Below are 18,946 nucleotides of genomic sequence, written 5' to 3'. Positions count from 1 at the left end.
AGAGACTTTAGGCCGAAGCCTAAAGTTCAACTACTCAGTAAGTGTAATGCTTAATCCTAAACCTCTAAGTTCATGCAACAATACGTTGAATGATTCAGGGATTCCCGGTTCCGGCATTGCATCACCTTTAACGATAGACTCGTAAGATTTTGCCCTACCAACAACATCATCAGATTTTACTGTAAGTATCTCGCGAAGAATATTTGATGCTCCATAAGCTTCAAGAGCCCAAACTTCCATTTCTCCAAAACGCTGACCTCCAAACTGAGCCTTACCTCCAAGTGGTTGCTGTGTAATCAATGAGTATGGTCCAATTGAACGAGCGTGCATTTTGTCGTCAATCATGTGTCCCAACTTAATCATATACACAATACCCACTGTAGCCGGCTGATCGAAACGTTTTCCTGTTCCTCCATCGTACAGGTGAACTGTACCATATTTTGGAACTCCGGCCTTTTCGGTCAACTCGTTGATCTCGTCTATTGAAGCTCCATCAAAGATCGGAGTAGCATATGTTTGACCTAAGTTATGACCTGCCCATCCAAGAACAGTTTCATAAATCTGACCAAGGTTCATACGCGATGGTACCCCTAGTGGATTCAATACAATATCAACAGGTGTTCCATCTTCAAGGAATGGCATATCCTCATCACGAACTATACGGGCTACAATACCCTTGTTTCCGTGACGTCCCGCCATCTTATCACCAACTTTTAGTTTACGTTTCTTAGCTACATAAACTTTAGCAAGTTTCAGAATACCTGCAGGTAATTCATCTCCAACAGAAATAGTGAATTTCTGACGACGTAATGTACCTTGTAAATCCTGAACTTTTATCTTATAGTTATGGATCAAAATAGAGATAAGTTTATTTTTCTCATCTTCAGTTGTCCATTTACCATTTACCAGGTGTTGGAAATCCTCTAAATTATTCAATAACTTTAGAGTGAATTTAGTTCCTTTAGGAATAACAATTTCATTAAGGTCATTCATTACACCCTGTGAAGTTTTTCCTGTAACTAAAATGTGAAGCTTTTCGATTAATTTACCTCTTAACAACTCTAGTTTAGTGGCAAACTCCATTTCAAGCTTTTCGATTTCCTCCTTATCCTGAACTCTCGTTTTCTTATCTTTTACACTTCTTGAGAATAATTTCTTATCGATAACTACCCCGTGTAATGATGGAGATGCTTTTAAAGATGCATCCTTAACATCGCCTGCTTTATCACCAAAGATAGCTCTCAACAGTTTCTCTTCCGGCGAAGGATCTGATTCTCCTTTAGGAGTAATTTTACCAATTAAGATATCCCCAGGTCCTACTTCAGCACCAATACGAATAATTCCATTTTCGTCAAGGTCTTTTGTAGCTTCCTCACTTACGTTTGGAATATCATTTGTAAGTTCTTCGGCACCTAACTTAGTATCACGTACTTCTAAACTAAACTCATCGATATGGATAGATGTGAAAATATCTTCACGAACAACTCGCTCAGAAATCACAATAGCATCCTCGAAGTTATACCCTTTCCAAGGCATGAAGGCAACTCTAAGGTTTCTACCTAAAGCCAGCTCTCCTTGTTCTGTAGCATACCCCTCACAAAGTACTTCTCCTAACTCAACACGTTGACCTTTTTTAACAATAGGCTTAAGGTTTATATTTGTACCCTGGTTGGTTCTACGGAATTTTATCAATGGATAAGTTACATAATCAGAATCGAAGCTCACCAATACTTGATCTTCTCCTCTATCATATTTAACTACAATTTCCTTTGCATCAACTTTTTCTACTACACCATCTCCTTCGGCGTTGATAAGAACACGCGAATCTTTAGCAACACGTTTTTCCAAACCTGTTCCTACAATCGGAGCTTCAGGACTTAATAATGGTACAGCCTGACGCATCATGTTAGATCCCATCAATGCACGGTTGGCATCATCGTGTTCCAGGAATGGAATTAATGAGGCTGAAATCGATGCAATTTGGTTTGGCGCAACATCCATATAATCAAGCTTCGAAGAATCTACGATCGGTAAATCACCTTCTTCACGAGATTTAATCCTGTCGCTAAGGAAATTACCTCCTTCATCAACAACTGCATTTGCCTGAGCAATTGTTTTTTCTTCTTCTTCCTCTGCACTTAAATATACAGGAACTTTCTCAAAATCAACTTTACCTTCAACAACTTCACGATAAGGTGTTTCGATGAATCCCATTCTGTTTACTTTAGCATAAACACAAAGAGAAGAGATAAGACCAATGTTTGGTCCTTCAGGTGTCTCAATCGGACAAAGACGTCCATAATGAGTATAATGAACATCACGAACCTCGAATCCTGCTCTCTCACGAGAAAGTCCACCAGGTCCTAATGCTGATAATCTACGTTTGTGTGTAATCTCTGCCAATGGATTTGTTTGATCCATAAACTGAGAAAGCTGGTTTGTTCCGAAGAAAGAATTAATTACTGATGAAAGTGTTTTTGCGTTGATAAGATCAACCGGAGTAAACACTTCGTTATCACGAACATTCATTCTTTCACGAATTGTACGAGCCATACGCGCTAAACCAACACCAAATTGGTTTGACATCTGCTCTCCAACTGTACGTACACGACGGTTTGACAAGTGGTCAATATCATCGATCTCAGCTTTTGAATTGATAAGCTCTATCAAATACTTAATGATAGTGATAATATCATGCTTAGTCAATACCTGTTGAGTAAGATCGATATCAAGACCTAACTTCTTGTTAATTCTGTAACGACCAACTTCACCAAGACTATAACGAGTCTCACTAAAGAAAAGCTTGTCTATAATACCACGGGCTGTTTCTTCATCCGGCGGTTCAGCGTTACGTAATTGACGATAAATATGTTCAACAGCCTCTTTTTCAGAGTTTGTCGGATCTTTTTGAAGTGTATTGTAAATAATAGCGTAATCAATAGAAAGATCTTGCTTATGAAGCAAAATAGTCTTTACACCTGAATCCAATATCTCTTCAATATGTTCTTTTTCCAATACAGTATCACGGTCAAGAACAATTTCGTTACGCTCAATAGATACAACTTCTCCTGTATCCTCATCAACGAAATCTTCATGCCAACTGTTCAGAACTCTGGCAGCCAGGGTACGCCCCATAACCTTTTTAAGTCCTGATTTTGAAACTTTAACCTCCTCTGCAAGGTCAAATATTTCAAGAATATCTTTATCTCTCTCGTAACCTATTGCACGAAGTAGAGTTGTTAAAGGCAACTTCTTTTTACGGTCGATATAGGCATACATAACACTGTTAATGTCTGTAGCAAACTCGATCCAGGAACCTTTAAATGGAATAATACGCGCAGAGTACAATTTAGTACCATTAGCGTGAAATGACTGACCAAAGAATACACCAGGTGAACGGTGTAACTGAGAAACAACCACCCTTTCGGCACCGTTGATAACGAATGTACCACTAGGTGTCATATAAGGAATTGTACCTAAATAAACATCTTGAACTATTGTCTCAAAGTCTTCGTGTTCGGGATCAGTACAATACAGTTTCATCCTCGATTTTAGAGGAACACTATAAGTTAAACCTCTATCGATACACTCTGAGATAGAGTATCGAGGTGGATCAACAAAATAATCAATAAATTCTAAAACAAATTGATTTCTTGTGTCTGTAATTGGAAAGTTTTCAGAAAACGTTCTGAACAATCCCTCATCACCTCTGTCGTCACCTTTGGTTTCTAATTGAAAGAAATCCATGAAGGATTTAATCTGAATATCAAGAAAATCAGGATATTCTAATTGATCCTTAATTGACGCAAAACTGATTCTTCCGGTATTATTTGTCAATGCCAATGGACTAGAATTTTGAAATTACTAACAAAAAAATAATATACGCAAAAGGGTTTAGGTCAATCACGCGTCCTGCGTGATGACCTAAACCTTTATCTAAATTTTATGGATGAGCTTACTTAAGCTCAACTTCAGCACCTACTTCCTCTAATTGAGCTTTAAGAGCTTCTGCTTCATCTTTAGCGATTCCTTCTTTAACTGCAGTTGGAGCACCGTCAACTAATTCTTTAGCTTCTTTAAGACCTAAACCAGCTAATTCTTTAACAGCTTTAACAACTTTTAGTTTTGAACCACCAGCAGCTTTCAAGATAACGTCAAATTCAGTTTTCTCTTCAGCAGCACCTTCAGCACCAGCAGCAGGACCAGCAACAGCTACTGCAGCAGCAGCAGGCTCAATTCCGTACTCTTCTTTTAATATTTCAGCTAATTCGTTAACTTCTTTTACTGTTAGGTTAACTAATTGTTCTGCAAAATCTTTCAAATCTGCCATTTCTATCGTTTTTAAAAAAATGTAATTAATACTTAGTTAAATATATATTTGCGTAATATACGACTTTTGATTACTCCGCTTTTTCTGAAAGAGTCTTAACAATTCCAGAAAGTTTACTACCTCCACTCTGAAGAGCTGAGATAACATTTTTCGCAGGAGATTGAAGAAGTGTGATTACATCACCTATCAATTCTTCACGAGACTTGATATTTACTAATGCATCCAGTTGATCATCGCCAACATAAACTGCTTCTTCTACATATGCACCTTTAAGGATAGGTTTTTCGTTCTTTTTACGGAATTCTTTGATAACTTTAGCAGGAGCATTTCCAGCTTCTGAAATCATTAAAGAAGTATTTCCTTTTAAGATTGAAGATAAATCTCCAAAATCCTTTTCAGTGTTTTCCATCGCTTTTGCAAGCAATGTATTTTTGACTACTGCTAAACTCACGTTTGCTTTGAAACAAGCTCTACGTAAGTCACTAGTTGACTCTGCATCCATAGCAGAAATATCAGCTAAGTATATAGTATTGCTTTCTTTTAGCAAAGTAGTCAAATTCTCAATAACTGTACTTTTTTCGTTTCTTGTCATGATATAAGAATTTTTCTACTATTGAATACTTTTTGGATCTATCGCAATACCCAAACTCATAGTACTTGACATATAAATACTCTTTATATAAGTACCTTTAGCAGCAGTTGGTTTCAATTTCAACAAAGTTTGAACAAGCTCTTCAGCATTGTCTTTTATCTTTGAAGCTTCGAAAGATGATTTACCTACTGCAGCGTGGATAATACCAGTTTTATCAACTCTAAAGTCAATTTTACCGGCTTTTACTTCAGTTACTGCCTTAGCAATATCCATAGTTACAGTACCTGTTTTAGGGTTTGGCATTAGACCTCTTGGTCCTAATACACGTCCTAATGGTCCAATTTTACCCATAATTGAAGGCATTGTTATGATAACATCAATATCAGTCCAACCACCTTTAATTTTTTGAAGGTATTCATCTAATCCTGCATAATCAGCACCAGCAGCTTTAGCTTCTTCCTCCTTATCAGGAGTAACTAATGCTAATACTTTTATGTCTTTACCTGTTCCGTGTGGAAGTGTAACTACACCACGAACCATCTGATTCGCTTTACGTGGGTCAACACCAAGTCTCACAGCAAGGTCAACAGAAGCATCAAAGTTTACGTTTGTAATCTCTTTAACTAATGCTGAAGCCTCTTCTAAAGTATAAAGCTTATTCTTCTCTACTTTAGCAACAGCTTCTTTTTGTTTTTTTGTCAATTTAGCCATTTTTTAGAATAAGTTTAATTATTTAGTTGGAGCTTCACCTTTTACTGTCAGACCCATAGAACGAGCCGTTCCAGCTACCATCAACATCGCAGATTCTACTTTAAAAGCATTCAAATCTGCCATTTTATCTTCTGCAATAGCTCTAATTTGATCCCAAGTAACACTACCTACTTTGTTTCTGTTGGATTCAGGAGAACCTTTCTTGATCTTAGCTGCTTCCATTAATTGTACTGCTGCAGGTGGAGTTTTGATAACGAAATCGAATGATTTATCACCATAAACTGTAATTGCAACAGGCAATACTTTCCCAGCCTTATCTTGCGTACGAGCGTTGAACTGCTTACAAAACTCCATAATGTTCACACCCTTTGCACCTAAAGCAGGTCCAACCGGTGGTGATGGATTTGCAGCACCTCCTCTTATCTGTAACTTGATTAGTCCGATAATTTCTTTTGCCATTTTACTTCAAATTGTTCTGACCTTTATACGAATGTGGAAGCAATCATGTATATCGATCAGATATTATAATTAATAATAATTAAGATACTTTTTCTACTTGCATATAGCTCAACTCCAATGGTGTTTTTCTTCCGAAAATCTTAACCATTACTTCAAGCTTACGCTTTTCTTCATGTATCTTTTCAATAGTTCCGTTGAAACCATTGAAAGGACCATCAACAACTTTTATTGTTTCGCCAACGATGTATGGAATACTAACATTTTGATTTAATTCTTCCATTTCATCAACCTGACCTAACATTCGTCTTACCTCTGCTTTTCTCAACGGAACAGGATCTCCTCCTTTTGTTTCGCTAAGAAAACCAATTACTCCGGGTATCGACTTAATAGTATGGGCTACCTCTCCTCCTAAATTTGCTTCGACAAATACATAACCCGAAAAATAAACTTTTTCCTTCTGTACTTTTTTGCCTTGACGCATTTGGTAAACCTTTTCAGTTGGCACAAGAACCTGTTCAACGTAATCACCAAGATCACGACTCATCTCAAGTTCAATGTAGTGCTTAACTTTATTTTCCTGACCACTGGCAGCACGCACTACGTACCATTTCTTTACCGATTCACTCATACTTGTTATAACCTAAAACGATTATTAAAAAATTTGGAAATAAGAATCTACACTAAATTCAAAGAATTTATCTGCTGCAAAAATAGCTAGAGCTATCAATACCGATGCTCCGGCAACTGTTACAGTGTTAGATTGAAGATCATCCCACTTTGGCCAAGTAGTTTTTTCAACTAATTCTTGGTAAGATTCTTTTACAAAATTTGATTTCTGTTCCATATTCTTTTTGGATTTTGCACGGGTGGTAAGGATCGAACTCACGACCTTTGGTTTTGGAGACCACTGCTCTACCAGCTGAGCTACACCCGTATTTCATAAAGAAGGTGTCCGAGAACACCTTCCTTATTTATATTATATACTATATATTATAGCATTTCAGTTACCTGACCTGCACCTACAGTACGTCCACCTTCACGGATAGCGAAACGAAGACCTACGTTTAATGCGATTGGTTGGATAAGATTAACTGTAATAGTTAAGTTATCACCAGGCATAACCATTTCAACACCTTCTGGAAGAACAATCTCTCCAGTTACATCAGTTGTACGTACGTAGAACTGAGGACGGTATTTGTTGTGGAATGGTGTGTGACGACCACCTTCTTCTTTCTTAAGGATATAAACCTCAGCTTTGAAGTGATCGTGTGGAGTTACAGAACCTGGCTTACAGATTACCATACCTCTTTTGATATCTTCTTTGTTAATACCTCTTAAAAGGATACCAACGTTATCACCAGCTTGTCCTTCATCAAGAATTTTACGGAACATCTCAACTCCTGTTACTGTAGAAGTTAATTTTTCAGCTCCCATACCGATAATATCAACAGAATCACCAGTGTGAGCTATACCAGTTTCGATACGACCTGTGGCAACAGTACCACGTCCGGTAATAGAGAATACATCCTCAACCGGCATTAAGAAAGGTTTTTCAACATCTCTTACTGGCTCTTCAATCCAAGAATCAACAGCTTCCATTAATTCCATTACAGAATCAACCCATTTTTCTTCTCCGTTAAGAGCTCCAAGAGCTGAACCTGAAATTACAGGACCATTATCTCCATCATATTCGTAGAATGATAACAATTCACGAACTTCCATGTCAACTAGTTCAAGAAGTTCCTCATCATCAACCATATCAACTTTGTTCAAGAATACAACGATTCTTGGAATACCTACCTGACGTCCTAAAAGGATGTGCTCACGTGTTTGTGGCATTGGTCCATCAGTAGCAGCTACTACCAAAATAGCACCATCCATTTGAGCAGCACCAGTTACCATGTTCTTTACGTAATCCGCGTGACCTGGACAGTCAACGTGTGCGTAGTGACGGTTAGCTGTTTGATACTCAACGTGTGCAGTATTAATAGTAATACCTCTTTCTTTTTCTTCCGGAGCGTTATCGATTTGATCGAAGTCTTTTGCTTCAGAAAGTCCTTTGTCCGCCAAAACTTTCGTGATGGCAGCAGTCAAAGTAGTTTTACCGTGGTCAACGTGACCAATTGTACCAATGTTTAAGTGTGGTTTGGAACGATCGAAAGTTTCCTTTGCCATGATTTTAAAAAATTACAATTATTAGTCTTAATTAATATAAAGCAATTTACTAAATTCTTTATGTTGAGCCAACGACGGGATTTGAACCCGTGGCCTCTTCCTTACCAAGGAAACGCTCTACCCCTGAGCTACATCGGCAACACAAGTATTTAATAACTTGTTATTTTTTATGCTTGCTGTAAAAAAATACATCAAAACATTTATTGAGCGAGAGACGAGGTTCGAACTCGCGACATTCAGCTTGGAAGGCTGACGCTCTACCAACTGAGCTACTCTCGCATTTTAAAGTCTAAAGTTTAAAGTTCAAAGTAAATTACACTTTAGACTTTTGCCTTTATACTTTATACTTCTTTAGTGGGGAGAGCAGGATTACTACGCTTCGCTCAGTGATATTTGGTATTATCTCTAAAAACAAAACTCGCTGCACTCGCACACATATTTCAAGATAAAAGTTCAAAGTGTAAAATTTAAAGTGAATTACACTTTAGACTTTTGCCTTTATACTTTTTCCTTGTATTACGGTGGGGAGAGCAGGATTCGAACCTGCGAAGTGAAATCACAACAGAGTTACAGTCTGTCCTCGTTGGCCGCTTGAGTATCTCCCCATTTTCAATGAACTTTTTCTTATTTTGAAAAACACCTAATTAAAAGACATTTTTCTCCAACCACAAAAAAGCAGCCCGCTTTTTTACGGACTGCAAATGTATAAACTTTTATTATAACTCCAAAACCTAATTAATCTTTTTTATCAAGCCACAAATCAGGCTACGTGAGCTTTAACTTTTTCATTCTTCTTTCTCAACATTCTCCTTAGCGAATCGGCACATGCATCTACGGATTCTTCAAAGCTCTTAGATTGTTTTTTAACTATAAATTCATCTCCCGGAACTTTCACTCCAATTTCTGCAATTTTGTTTTCCGGTTCACTCTTACTCCCAAGCTTTAAGTACACCACTCCGTCTATAATTTTTTCGTAAAACTGATCAAGCTTATCCATTTTCCTCTGTACAAAGTCAATTAACTTTTGATCAACTTTAAAATCTACTGCTTGCACTTTAACTTTCATAGGCTTACTTTTTTTTTGCCCTAGGATGGGCGTGGTTAACGATTGATTTTAATTTACCTAGAGATGAATGCGTATAAACTTGTGTTGCTACTAAGCTCGTATGCCCCAAAAGCTCCTTGATTGAGTTTAAATCTGCACCAGCATCCATCATGTGAGTAGCAAAGGTATGACGTATCATATGGGGACTTTTTTTTACCTTTTTAGTTACTTCACTAAGGTAAGAATTTATCTTACCATAAACAAGACTAGGATATATTTGTTTGCCATTTTTTGTCAAAAAAAACACATCCTCTTTTTCAACATATTGCAGATCATTCCTCAACTTCAAATAAGCTTCTACATCACTCATCAGATTATTAGATAACGGTATTATTCGTTCTTTATTTCTTTTACCCAGTACTTTTATCTGAGAATTTGAATGATCAATTTTTGAAATCTGTAAGCCAATCAGCTCACTAAGCCGAATTCCGGTATTGTAAAAAACATTTATTATCAATTTATCTCTCACTCCTTCAAAATCATCTTCAAAATAAATTTTATCCAATAAGGCAGTCATCTCATCCTTCGAAAATGGAACTAAAACTTTATTCTCATATTTCAATGACGTTAATTTTGCAGTTGGATTATCTGAAATTTCATCAATGCTGAGTAAATATTTATAAAACCTCTTTATACTGCTCAACTTTCTGTTAACTGTCCGATTCGAATATTTCTGATCCTGAAGGAATACTAAATAGTATCGCAATTGCTGAAAATTTAATTTCAGGGGATTTTTCTCATTTTGAATTACTTCGGCATAATCGTAAAATTCACGCAAATCATTTTCATAGGCCTTTATAGTATGTTGCGAATATCGTTTTTCGTAGCTTAAGTAATCGAGAAATTTATTTATCATAAAAGTATCAGAGTTTTACAGAACATATCAGGTTAAAAATGGATCAAGCTAAAAATCTGGGATTATTTTTTTTTACAAGGTAAAAGTAAAAAGGTAAAAGGCAAAAGTTTTATTTCAATTTGGTTTTATTGACTATTGTAATATATTTTACTCCCCCCAGAAAATTGACTTGATCAGATATTGACTAGAAAGAAATTTTTACGCACAAAAAAATGGCTGAGTAAATTTAAAAATTTTCTCAGCCATTAATAATATTATATGGAATATATTCATCTGCAAATAATTTTCATCAATTTGTCAGATGCAATCCTTTACTGATTTTGCTTAAATATAAAAGCAATCTTAATCGGATTTCTAGTTTTCTTCTGCAGTTCTTAAACCTTGAACGTAAACAGCTTTTTGGTTCTGCTTTCTTTTTACTACAGATGGTTTATTGAATTGTTTACGAGAACGTAATTGTTTCATTGTACCAGTTCTGTCGAATTTTCTTTTGAAACGTTTTAAAGCTCTGTCTATAGCTTCTCCTTCTTTAATAGGAATAATTAGCATTTTACTATTGTTTAAATTATTTGTTAAATATTTTTTTCTTATTTATTTGCCTTTAACAGTACTACAACCCGTTATAGTTTTGTAAAAGCGGGTGCAAAAGTACAAATTGATTACAATTAATCAAAACTGCACACCCTTAATTTTTAATATTTTAAATAAATCTCTATCTCTAAACTCTAGTAACTATAACCTCCCCTCATTTGGCTCGCTAAAAAATTGCGGCACTGTTATTAAAAAAGTGCTGCAAAAGTAATGCAAATATTTTTATTGATGAAACTTTATTCTGTTAAAGTATTTATTTTGCGCCATTTCCGGCTATCCGCTTGTAGTTTTATTCGCTAAGATTGTTCTCAATAGTATTGCGGGGTCTTTAGCTGACGCAAAAGCCACTGCAATACTTTGCTCACAAATCTATACTCATAAAAGCTATCGCTGCTATCCGGGGCGTAGGAACAAGAGAAAAGATACCTGCCTGCGTGACTCAGTCAGGCAGGAAAGATAAAAGATAAAAGATAAAAGAAGCAAGAAAAAGGTAACCAGTAACCAGCAACCAACTTTATCCCTTCAACAACAATCTCGAAATAACAAACTTCTGTATCTCTGTTGTTCCTTCACCTATTGTATTTAGCTTAGAGTCTCTGTAATATCTTTCTACCGGATAGTCTTTTGTATAACCGTAACCTCCGTGAATTTGTACTGCTTCTGAAGACACCTTCACACTGGTTTCGGAAGCCATTCCTTTTGCCATTGCGCAAAGTACAGTTGTATTGGCCTCTCCGTTTTCTTTAGCCCATGCAGCTTTATATGTCAGCAATTCTGATGCTTCAATTTCGGTAGCCATATCGGCAAGCTTAAACGAAATACCCTGAAATGCCGAAATAGGTTTTCCAAACTGCTCTCGTTCTTTTGAATACTGCAAAGATGCTTCGTAAGCTCCCTTTGCAACACCTAATGACAATGCCGCAATAGAAATCCTGCCGCCGTCTAATATAGTTAAAGCCTGTTTAAAGCCATCTCCAATATTCCCAAGTGCATTTTCTTTTGGAACTCTAACATTATCGAATATCATTTCGGTAGTTTCTGATGCGCGCATTCCAAGCTTATCTTCTTTCCTGCCTGCAGAAAATCCGGGTGTACCTCTTTCCACTACAATAGCAGTTGCTCCTCTTTTATCTCCTTTTTCACCGGTACGGGTCATAACTACAGCTACATTTCCGCTTTTACCGTGAGTGATAAAGTTTTTTGTTCCATTTATAACCCATTCGTCGCCTTCAAGTCTGGCTGTACAGGTCATGTTCCCTGCATCAGATCCCGTTCCTGCTTCGGTCAAACCCCAGGCTCCTATCCATTCGCCTGTAGCTAATTTTGGCAACCATTTTTTCTTTTGCTCTTCGTTGCCAAAAGTTAAAATGTGATTTGTACAAAGCGAATTATGGGCAGCAACCGACAATCCAATTGATGGATCTGCCTTTCCTAACTCATCAACTACTGTTATATATTCGTTATAGCCAAATCCCGAGCCTCCGTATTCTTCAGGAACTAATACTCCCATAAATCCCATCTCGCCTAATTTGCGAAACAGATCTATTGGAAATTCCTGATTGTCGTCCCATTGACGCTGAAAAGGTAGTATATGTTGTTTTGCAAATTCTTTTATGGAATCTGCAATCATCTTTTGACTTTCTGATTTTCCGAAATTCATTATTATATCATTAAGGTACAAGCTATTAAAATTATAGCTAAGGTATATTTAATCAACTTCCAAATATAAATGAATTTTATTGAAATATGAGTCACTGATTTCTTCAATATTTCTTATCTCTTCAACAGACTTAAAAGCTCTGAAATTATTTCTGAAGTATACTATTTCGTTGGCAAGCCTGTTACTTATATATGGGTGATTTTGAATCTCTTCTATTGTGGCTGTATTAATATTTACCTTTCTAAGCTCATAAGCCTTGCTTAATCCAAAGGTTTTTCTAATATCTGATATCACTGAAGAATCCAAACCTTTAATTTCGTTTAACTGATAATAATATTTAAAACCTCCCAATTTTTCCCTGTATTCTACTATTATCACGGAATAGACTTCTCCAATACCATCTATCTTTTTGAAGTCGCTGCTGCCTGCAAGATTCAAATCCAATATTGCTTCCTCCTCTTCTACCGTTATATCCGGCAGCAAGATATATTCTTCCATTTTATTATATTTTTCTTCTGATATAACAAATACTTCTTTCAGCTCTTCTTTTGATTTATATCCACCTTTTCGCTTTCCGTAATTTACGATTACTTCTGACTGCTTTTCAGAAAACCCATAACTCTTCCAATCGTCAATCTCAAAATTATTTGGATTAAAGGATTTGTATTCGATTTTGTTTTGAAGCTTTATTTTATCATACGCTATATATTCTTTTGGGAAGTACATCAATGTATCTATTGTATTATATAATGAATCACCAATTTCTAAAACGGTCTTCACCTGACCGGAAGAATGGAAAATATTCTCAGCTCTAAAAGAATCCAACAGGTATAACTGTTGAGTATTTAACCCTAAGTATTTCCATGAGTTGTATGAAAGTTTATTAGGGTTGAATTTGAAGTATTTTCTGGCTGATGTCTCTTTTCTGTGAATCTCACTCAGGGAATCTATCTTATTATTATAGTAATCAGCTAAAAGTAATTCTTCCTGAGTTTTGTTTTTATTGTAAAAAACTGAAAAGTCGACCTTTATAATAATAAACTGTAAAACGGCTATTATCACAATAAGAGTCATTAAACCTATCTGTTGGGCTCTGTTGAATTGCATTTTTCATGGGGTTTGCTAATATAAAAATATGAAAAAGTCGGCTCTACTCCGAATTTAACGGGTATAAATATGAGATAGAGGGGATGGAAATGGCACCTAAATATCCTAAGTTTTGATAAAATTGAAAGATCAAAAATCGTTAATCGATGTTCCTTGCCTGCCTGGCAGCAGACGGGGGATTAACGTCATTTTCTGGGGGAGAGTAAAACCTAGGATAATTTACTATTAAAGTAAGGCAAAAGTAGAAAGAAAAAAGGCACCTGCCTGACTGAGTCACGCAGGTGCCTTTTTTCTTTTGCCTTGTAATATTAATCCCCAGATTTTTGGGTTGATCCCAGACAGGTTCTTAATTGCCTTGAAAACAATATCGAATAATGATTAACGAAATCGAAGATTCAACGAAGTTAATGATGAATTTAGATTGATAAATAGAGGGATGGGGAGATGGAGGGGTGAACTCTGCCAGGGATGGAAATGGCACCCCGCAGCACAAAAAGTTATTGATCAAACAAACGAGGAGGCGACTAACAGAAGCCCCCGCAGTTGTATTGAGAAATACTTTTTGTGCGAGGAGTATAATGGACAGCCCTGCCTGGCTGCCTGGCTAACAGCATTGACAGGTAGACATCACGCAGGCAGGCGTTAAGGCAGCCAAAAAAACACTATTTAAACTTTTTAATCTCTCCTGATCTCACCCTTGCCAAATAGCTTTTCAGATCTTCTTTAACCTCTGATGACAGTATTAGCAGTCCTATAATATTTGGTACGGCCATACTCAGGATCATCATATCGGAGAAGGTAAGTACCACTCCCAGCGATGATGAGGATCCTACAACTACCATCAGCAGGTAAATAACTTTAAATATCATGGTATTAATTTTTGATTTACCAAAAATATATGTCCATGCTTTTAGTCCGTAATACGACCAGGAAATCATTGTTGAAAATGCAAAAAGAAATATTGCGATTGTTAGAACGTACGGAAACCATGAAATTGCACTACCGAATGCACTTGATGTGAGCTCGGCTCCCTGCAGTTCATAGCCTTCGTAGCGACCGGTAATAATTATCACAAAAGCAGTAATTGTACATATTAGTACAGTATCGATAAAAGGTTCGATCAATGCTACAAATCCTTCGGAAACGGGCTCAGTAGTTTTTGCAGCTGAGTGAGCGATAGCCGAAGATCCTATTCCTGCTTCGTTTGAAAATGCAGCGCGTTGAAATCCGACAATCAAAACACCTACTATACCACCTTTTATAGCGGGGGCAGTAAATGCCATTCCAAAAATAAGTTGAACTGACGGTATAATCTGATCATAATTAATCAAAATAATTATCAGGGCGGCAAACATATAAATTCCTGCCATTAAAGGCACAATTCGTTCAGTAACTCTTGCTATACTTTTTACTCCACCGATAATAACAACTCCAACCATAATTGCCAGAATTACTCCTACCTCTGCTCCATGTCCCGCCAATAGGGGAAATGAATTTTGTAACTGCGCATAAGCCTGATTGGCCTGAAACATATTACCCCCGCCAAGAGATGCACCGATTAACAAAAAAGCAAACATTACTGCCAGAAACTTCCCTAAAACTCCAAAATTCCTTTTGGCCAATCCACTTTTAAGGTAATACATCGGTCCTCCATAAACCACTCCATTTTCATCAACTTCACGATATTTTACTCCAAGAGTAACTTCGGTAAACTTAGATGCCATACCCAGTAAACCGGCTACTATCATCCAAAATGTAGCCCCGGGACCACCAATTGATATAGCTACTGCCACGGATGCAATATTACCAAGACCAACAGTTCCTGATAAGGCCGTAGATAATGCCTGTATTCTGGTTAACTCTTCTTTCGATACTTCTTTATCAGGGTCGTCATATTTACCTCGGAGTAATTCCAAAGTGTGTTTTACTCCCCTGAAATTTATAAACTTCATTTTTATAGTAAAAAATACAGCCCCGAACATAAGCCATAAAACAACTATTGGAAATGGTCGCTTTTGAGGAGAAGCGAAAGGTACTTCGCTGAGACTGTGCTCCGCATTTCTTTCGAGTTTAAGGGTTCTTGCATCAGTTACTGATTCAATGATATATATTTTTCCGTCAATAACAACAGACAGTCCACTTTCTAAATTATTAAACTCAGTTCTATATCCTTTTACAATATTACTACCCTTATCTGTAGTCACTAAACCTGTAAAATACGAAGAAACCTGAGCCTCTCCTTCTTCATTGTAAATAACAGGATCATAAATTCCAACAGCCTCTAAAGGATCCCAAAAAATAACCTTTACCATTACATCAACTGCAGGCTCAAAAAGGTTGTTAATTTTTTCAGATAAATTTGATTCTTTCTTTTCTCCGGCAGAAACCAATACCTGAAAAGACAATAATATTATTAAAACAGAAAGTAATTTTTTGGATAAACTCATAGGTGCATTTTATTGTTTTGCTAATCTTTCAAAACTAAGTAATAAATACAAATAATCCTGCAGTAAACTACATATCTTCCAATAAGAAAATCAATAATTTGTATTTTTTATTGAATTATAACAAAAAAAGAGGCTACCTAAACAGATAACCTCTTCGAATTATTAATAAAATCCTGTTCTTAAACCAAAACAGGCTGGTCAGAAATAATTCCAAACTTACTCATATCCTCTTTTACCTCTCCGATTCCTGCAATTCCGAAATTCTCAACCAAAACATTTACAACATTTGGCGATAAGAAAGCAGGAAGTGTTGGCCCAAGATGAATATCTTTAACTCCTAAGTGTAATAAGGCTAACAATACGATTACTGCTTTTTGCTCGTACCATGCAATATTGTAAGCTATAGGTAAATCATTCAAATCATCTAATCCTAATGCTTTTTGAAGGGTAAGTGCTGTTACAACCAAAGAATAACTGTCGTTACATTGCCCTGCATCTAATACACGCGGTATTCCTCCGATATTACCCATATCGAGTTTATTATAACGGAATTTAGCACATCCGGCAGTTAGAACAACTGAATCCTGTGGTAATTCGTTAGCAAAATCGGTGTAATAATTTCTACCTTTTTGTCGACCGTCGCAACCCGCCATTACAACGAAGTTTTTAACCGCTCCTGCATTTACAGCTTCCAATATTTGTGGAGCCAGCTCATTTACCTGATTGTGTGCAAAACCACCAACTATTGAACCTTCCTCGATCTGGACCGGAGCTTCACATTTTAATGCGTGCTCAATTATCCCTGAGAAATCTTTTTCACCACCTTCTACCCTATCTTTAATATGAGTAACTCCGGTAAATCCAACTGCTCCGGTTGTATAAACTCTGTCAACATACGAATCCTTTGGTGGAACCAAACAGTTTGTAGTCATAAGTATTGGTCCGTTGAAAGACTTAAACTCTTTATCCTGTTGCCACCATGCGTTCCCGTAGTTTCCATAGAAATGATCGTACTTTTTGAAAGCAGGATAATAATGAGCCGGCAACATCTCTGAGTGAGTGTAAATATCTACTCCTTTTCCTTCAGACTGCTTCAACAACTCTTCAATATCTTTAAGGTCGTGTCCCGAAATAAGAATACCCGGTCTTGAACCTGCACCTATATTTACTTCGGTTACCTCAGGATGTCCATATGATTCGGTATTGGCAGAATCAAGCAATACCATTGAATCAACACCATATTTACCTGTTTCAAGAGTCAATGCAACTAACTCATCAACAGATAAATCCTGAATTGTAGCCAAAAGAGCTTTTTCTAAAAATGCAGACAGCTCCTCGTTTTTATAATTTAATTTTCCGGCGTGCGAAACATAAGCAGCAAGACCTTTTAGTCCGTAAATTATTAACTCACGCAACGAGCGAACATCTTCATTTTCGGTAGAAAGAACCCCAATTTTTGTTGCCTTTTCTTCCATTTGCGTCTCACTTTCAGCTTGCCATGAAACAACATCATGAGAAAATAAGAAACCTGTAAAGTTTGAAGGTAATTGCGCTTTTAATTCATCTCTAAGCTTAACTCCTTCTTTTATTTTATTAACAAATGCTTCTTTATCGAAATTTGCATTTGTAATTGTCATAAATAACGACTCTATTATAAAATCGTTAGCAACAGATAAATCAGTTCCATTTTTGCGAAGCTCAGAACTATAAACTGCTATTCCTTTTGTAGTATATACTAATAAATCCTGTAGATTAGCTACATCGGCATCTTTCCCACAAACACCTTTAATTGTACATCCGGTACCTTTTGCTGCCTCCTGGCATTGGTAACAAAACATGTTCTCCATTTCCAAATATATTAATTTAAGACTCTTTTATCTTTTATTATTTTAAGAACGCAAATATAGAAGACCATTTCGTCTTTTATTATAAAATTTTCATGACCTTTATCATAAAAATAAAATAACTCAAAAAAACAATTAAACTTTCAATATCATTATATCTTGACAATTTTACTTGCCGTATAAAGATTTTTAAATACTTTTACCTTTCATTTTTTAACAGTATTAAAGATTAGCTATAACAGGTTAAATATTTAAAAAAACATGAAGAATTTAGCGATAATTGGAGGAGGAAACCTTGGAAAGTCAATACTTAACGGCCTAATCAGCTCTGACATTCCATTATTTGAAAATATATTTATTACCCGCCGTAATGCTGACCGAATAAAAGATTTAGGATCGGAAACGGTTACTGTTACAAGTGATAACATATTGGCTGTAAAAAATTCTGACGTAGTTATTCTGGCGATAAAGCCTTTTAAGATTGAGGCAGTATTAGAAGAAATTAAAGGCGAATTAAATAGCGATAAAGTAGTAATTTCGGTAGTTACCGGAACTGAGATTAGTACGATAAAAAAATATACTACCGCCAAAATTTACCGTGCGATGCCCAATACAGCAGTAGCAATAAAGGAATCAATTACTATGATTGCGGGTGAGCATGATGAAGAAAGTAACAAAAAAGTTAAAGAAATTTTCGATCAGGTTGGTAAAACCATAGAAATTGATGAGGAAATGATGGGTGCAGCAACAGTATTTGGCGCATCCGGAATAGCTTTTGCTTTGAGATATTTAAGAGCGGCAACCCAGGGAGGTATTGAAATAGGATTCTCTTCGAGAGTTTCACAATATATAGCAGCACAGACAGTAAAGGGTGCCTGTGAGCTAATTCTACAAAACGGCACACACCCCGAAGAGGAAATTGACAAAGTAACTACTCCACGTGGTGTTACTATCAGCGGTCTTAACGAAATGGAGCATCAGGGCTTCAGTTCGGCACTTGTGAAAGGTTTGCTTACTTCGTTTGAGAAGGTGAAAAAGATGTAGAAGTAGGAAGGAAAAAGACAAAAGA

The 18,946-nt window shown here is 36.4% G+C and carries 16 protein-coding genes and 4 tRNA genes; 1 reads left to right on the top strand and 19 read right to left on the bottom strand.

Features of this window, described 5'->3' with window-relative positions:
• Positions 1-30: 30 nt before the first annotated feature.
• The 19 genes from rpoB to hcp all read right to left on the bottom strand — a co-directional run bounded on the left by rpoB (position 31) and on the right by hcp (position 17,880).
• Positions 31-3,837 (bottom strand): DNA-directed RNA polymerase subunit beta, encoded by a 3,807-nt coding sequence (gene rpoB / locus ABFR62_02930; protein ID MEN8137360.1) that lies wholly within the window; start codon positions 3,835-3,837, stop codon positions 31-33.
• A gap of 118 nt (positions 3,838-3,955) precedes the next feature.
• Entirely contained in the window at positions 3,956-4,330 is a 375-nt protein-coding gene (gene rplL / locus ABFR62_02925; GenBank protein ID MEN8137359.1) for a 50S ribosomal protein L7/L12, read from the bottom strand.
• 70 nt (positions 4,331-4,400) lie between these two features.
• A complete protein-coding gene (rplJ, locus tag ABFR62_02920) occupies positions 4,401-4,922 on the bottom strand; it encodes a 50S ribosomal protein L10 (protein MEN8137358.1) in 522 nt (173 codons plus the stop codon).
• Positions 4,923-4,940: 18 nt separating this feature from the next.
• The gene (gene rplA, locus ABFR62_02915) at positions 4,941-5,633 is read right to left on the bottom strand and encodes a 50S ribosomal protein L1 (GenBank protein MEN8137357.1); all 693 of its coding nucleotides are present in this window, start codon (positions 5,631-5,633) and stop codon (positions 4,941-4,943) included.
• An 18-nt stretch (positions 5,634-5,651) separates the two neighbouring features.
• Positions 5,652-6,092 (bottom strand): 50S ribosomal protein L11, encoded by a 441-nt coding sequence (gene rplK, locus ABFR62_02910; GenBank protein ID MEN8137356.1) that lies wholly within the window; start codon positions 6,090-6,092, stop codon positions 5,652-5,654.
• A 79-nt stretch (positions 6,093-6,171) separates the two neighbouring features.
• Complete coding sequence (nusG, locus tag ABFR62_02905; GenBank protein ID MEN8137355.1) at positions 6,172-6,720, bottom strand: transcription termination/antitermination protein NusG; 549 nt, start codon at positions 6,718-6,720, stop codon at positions 6,172-6,174.
• A gap of 24 nt (positions 6,721-6,744) precedes the next feature.
• Complete coding sequence (locus ABFR62_02900; protein ID MEN8137354.1) at positions 6,745-6,936, bottom strand: preprotein translocase subunit SecE; 192 nt, start codon at positions 6,934-6,936, stop codon at positions 6,745-6,747.
• Between the two features lie 17 nt (positions 6,937-6,953).
• A tRNA-Trp gene (locus tag ABFR62_02895) sits at positions 6,954-7,026 on the bottom strand.
• 56 nt (positions 7,027-7,082) lie between these two features.
• Entirely contained in the window at positions 7,083-8,267 is a 1,185-nt protein-coding gene (tuf, locus tag ABFR62_02890; protein MEN8137353.1) for an elongation factor Tu, read from the bottom strand.
• 66 nt (positions 8,268-8,333) lie between these two features.
• Positions 8,334-8,405, bottom strand: a tRNA-Thr gene (locus ABFR62_02885).
• A 68-nt stretch (positions 8,406-8,473) separates the two neighbouring features.
• Positions 8,474-8,546: transfer RNA gene (locus ABFR62_02880), tRNA-Gly, on the bottom strand.
• Positions 8,547-8,789: 243 nt separating this feature from the next.
• A tRNA-Tyr gene (locus tag ABFR62_02875) sits at positions 8,790-8,872 on the bottom strand.
• Positions 8,873-9,027: 155 nt separating this feature from the next.
• Complete coding sequence (locus tag ABFR62_02870) at positions 9,028-9,333, bottom strand: HPF/RaiA family ribosome-associated protein (protein MEN8137352.1); 306 nt, start codon at positions 9,331-9,333, stop codon at positions 9,028-9,030.
• 4 nt (positions 9,334-9,337) lie between these two features.
• A complete protein-coding gene (locus ABFR62_02865; GenBank protein MEN8137351.1) occupies positions 9,338-10,228 on the bottom strand; it encodes a tyrosine-type recombinase/integrase in 891 nt (296 codons plus the stop codon).
• Between the two features lie 354 nt (positions 10,229-10,582).
• Positions 10,583-10,777 carry a 30S ribosomal protein S21 gene (gene rpsU / locus ABFR62_02860; GenBank protein MEN8137350.1) on the bottom strand — a complete coding sequence of 65 codons (195 nt, stop codon included), beginning with the start codon at positions 10,775-10,777 and terminating at the stop codon, positions 10,583-10,585.
• A 556-nt stretch (positions 10,778-11,333) separates the two neighbouring features.
• Entirely contained in the window at positions 11,334-12,479 is a 1,146-nt protein-coding gene (locus ABFR62_02855) for an acyl-CoA dehydrogenase family protein (protein ID MEN8137349.1), read from the bottom strand.
• 48 nt (positions 12,480-12,527) lie between these two features.
• Positions 12,528-13,586, bottom strand: coding sequence for a helix-hairpin-helix domain-containing protein (locus ABFR62_02850; GenBank protein MEN8137348.1), 1,059 nt, complete (start codon positions 13,584-13,586; stop codon positions 12,528-12,530).
• Positions 13,587-14,248: 662 nt separating this feature from the next.
• The gene (locus ABFR62_02845; GenBank protein ID MEN8137347.1) at positions 14,249-16,033 is read right to left on the bottom strand and encodes an alanine/glycine:cation symporter family protein; all 1,785 of its coding nucleotides are present in this window, start codon (positions 16,031-16,033) and stop codon (positions 14,249-14,251) included.
• A gap of 179 nt (positions 16,034-16,212) precedes the next feature.
• Entirely contained in the window at positions 16,213-17,880 is a 1,668-nt protein-coding gene (gene hcp / locus ABFR62_02840; GenBank protein ID MEN8137346.1) for a hydroxylamine reductase, read from the bottom strand.
• 258 nt (positions 17,881-18,138) lie between these two features.
• On the opposite strand from hcp, the gene proC reads away from it, so the two are divergent.
• Positions 18,139-18,921: a pyrroline-5-carboxylate reductase gene (proC, locus tag ABFR62_02835; protein ID MEN8137345.1), complete on the top strand. Its 783-nt coding sequence runs from the start codon at positions 18,139-18,141 to the stop codon at positions 18,919-18,921.
• Positions 18,922-18,946 lie beyond the last annotated feature (25 nt).

This window comes from Bacteroidota bacterium, assembly GCA_039714315.1.
Taxonomy (GTDB): domain Bacteria; phylum Bacteroidota; class Bacteroidia; order Flavobacteriales; family JADGDT01; genus JADGDT01.
The sequence above is the reverse complement of the archived record's forward strand: the minus strand, read 5'-3'. Positions and strand labels throughout refer to the sequence as shown.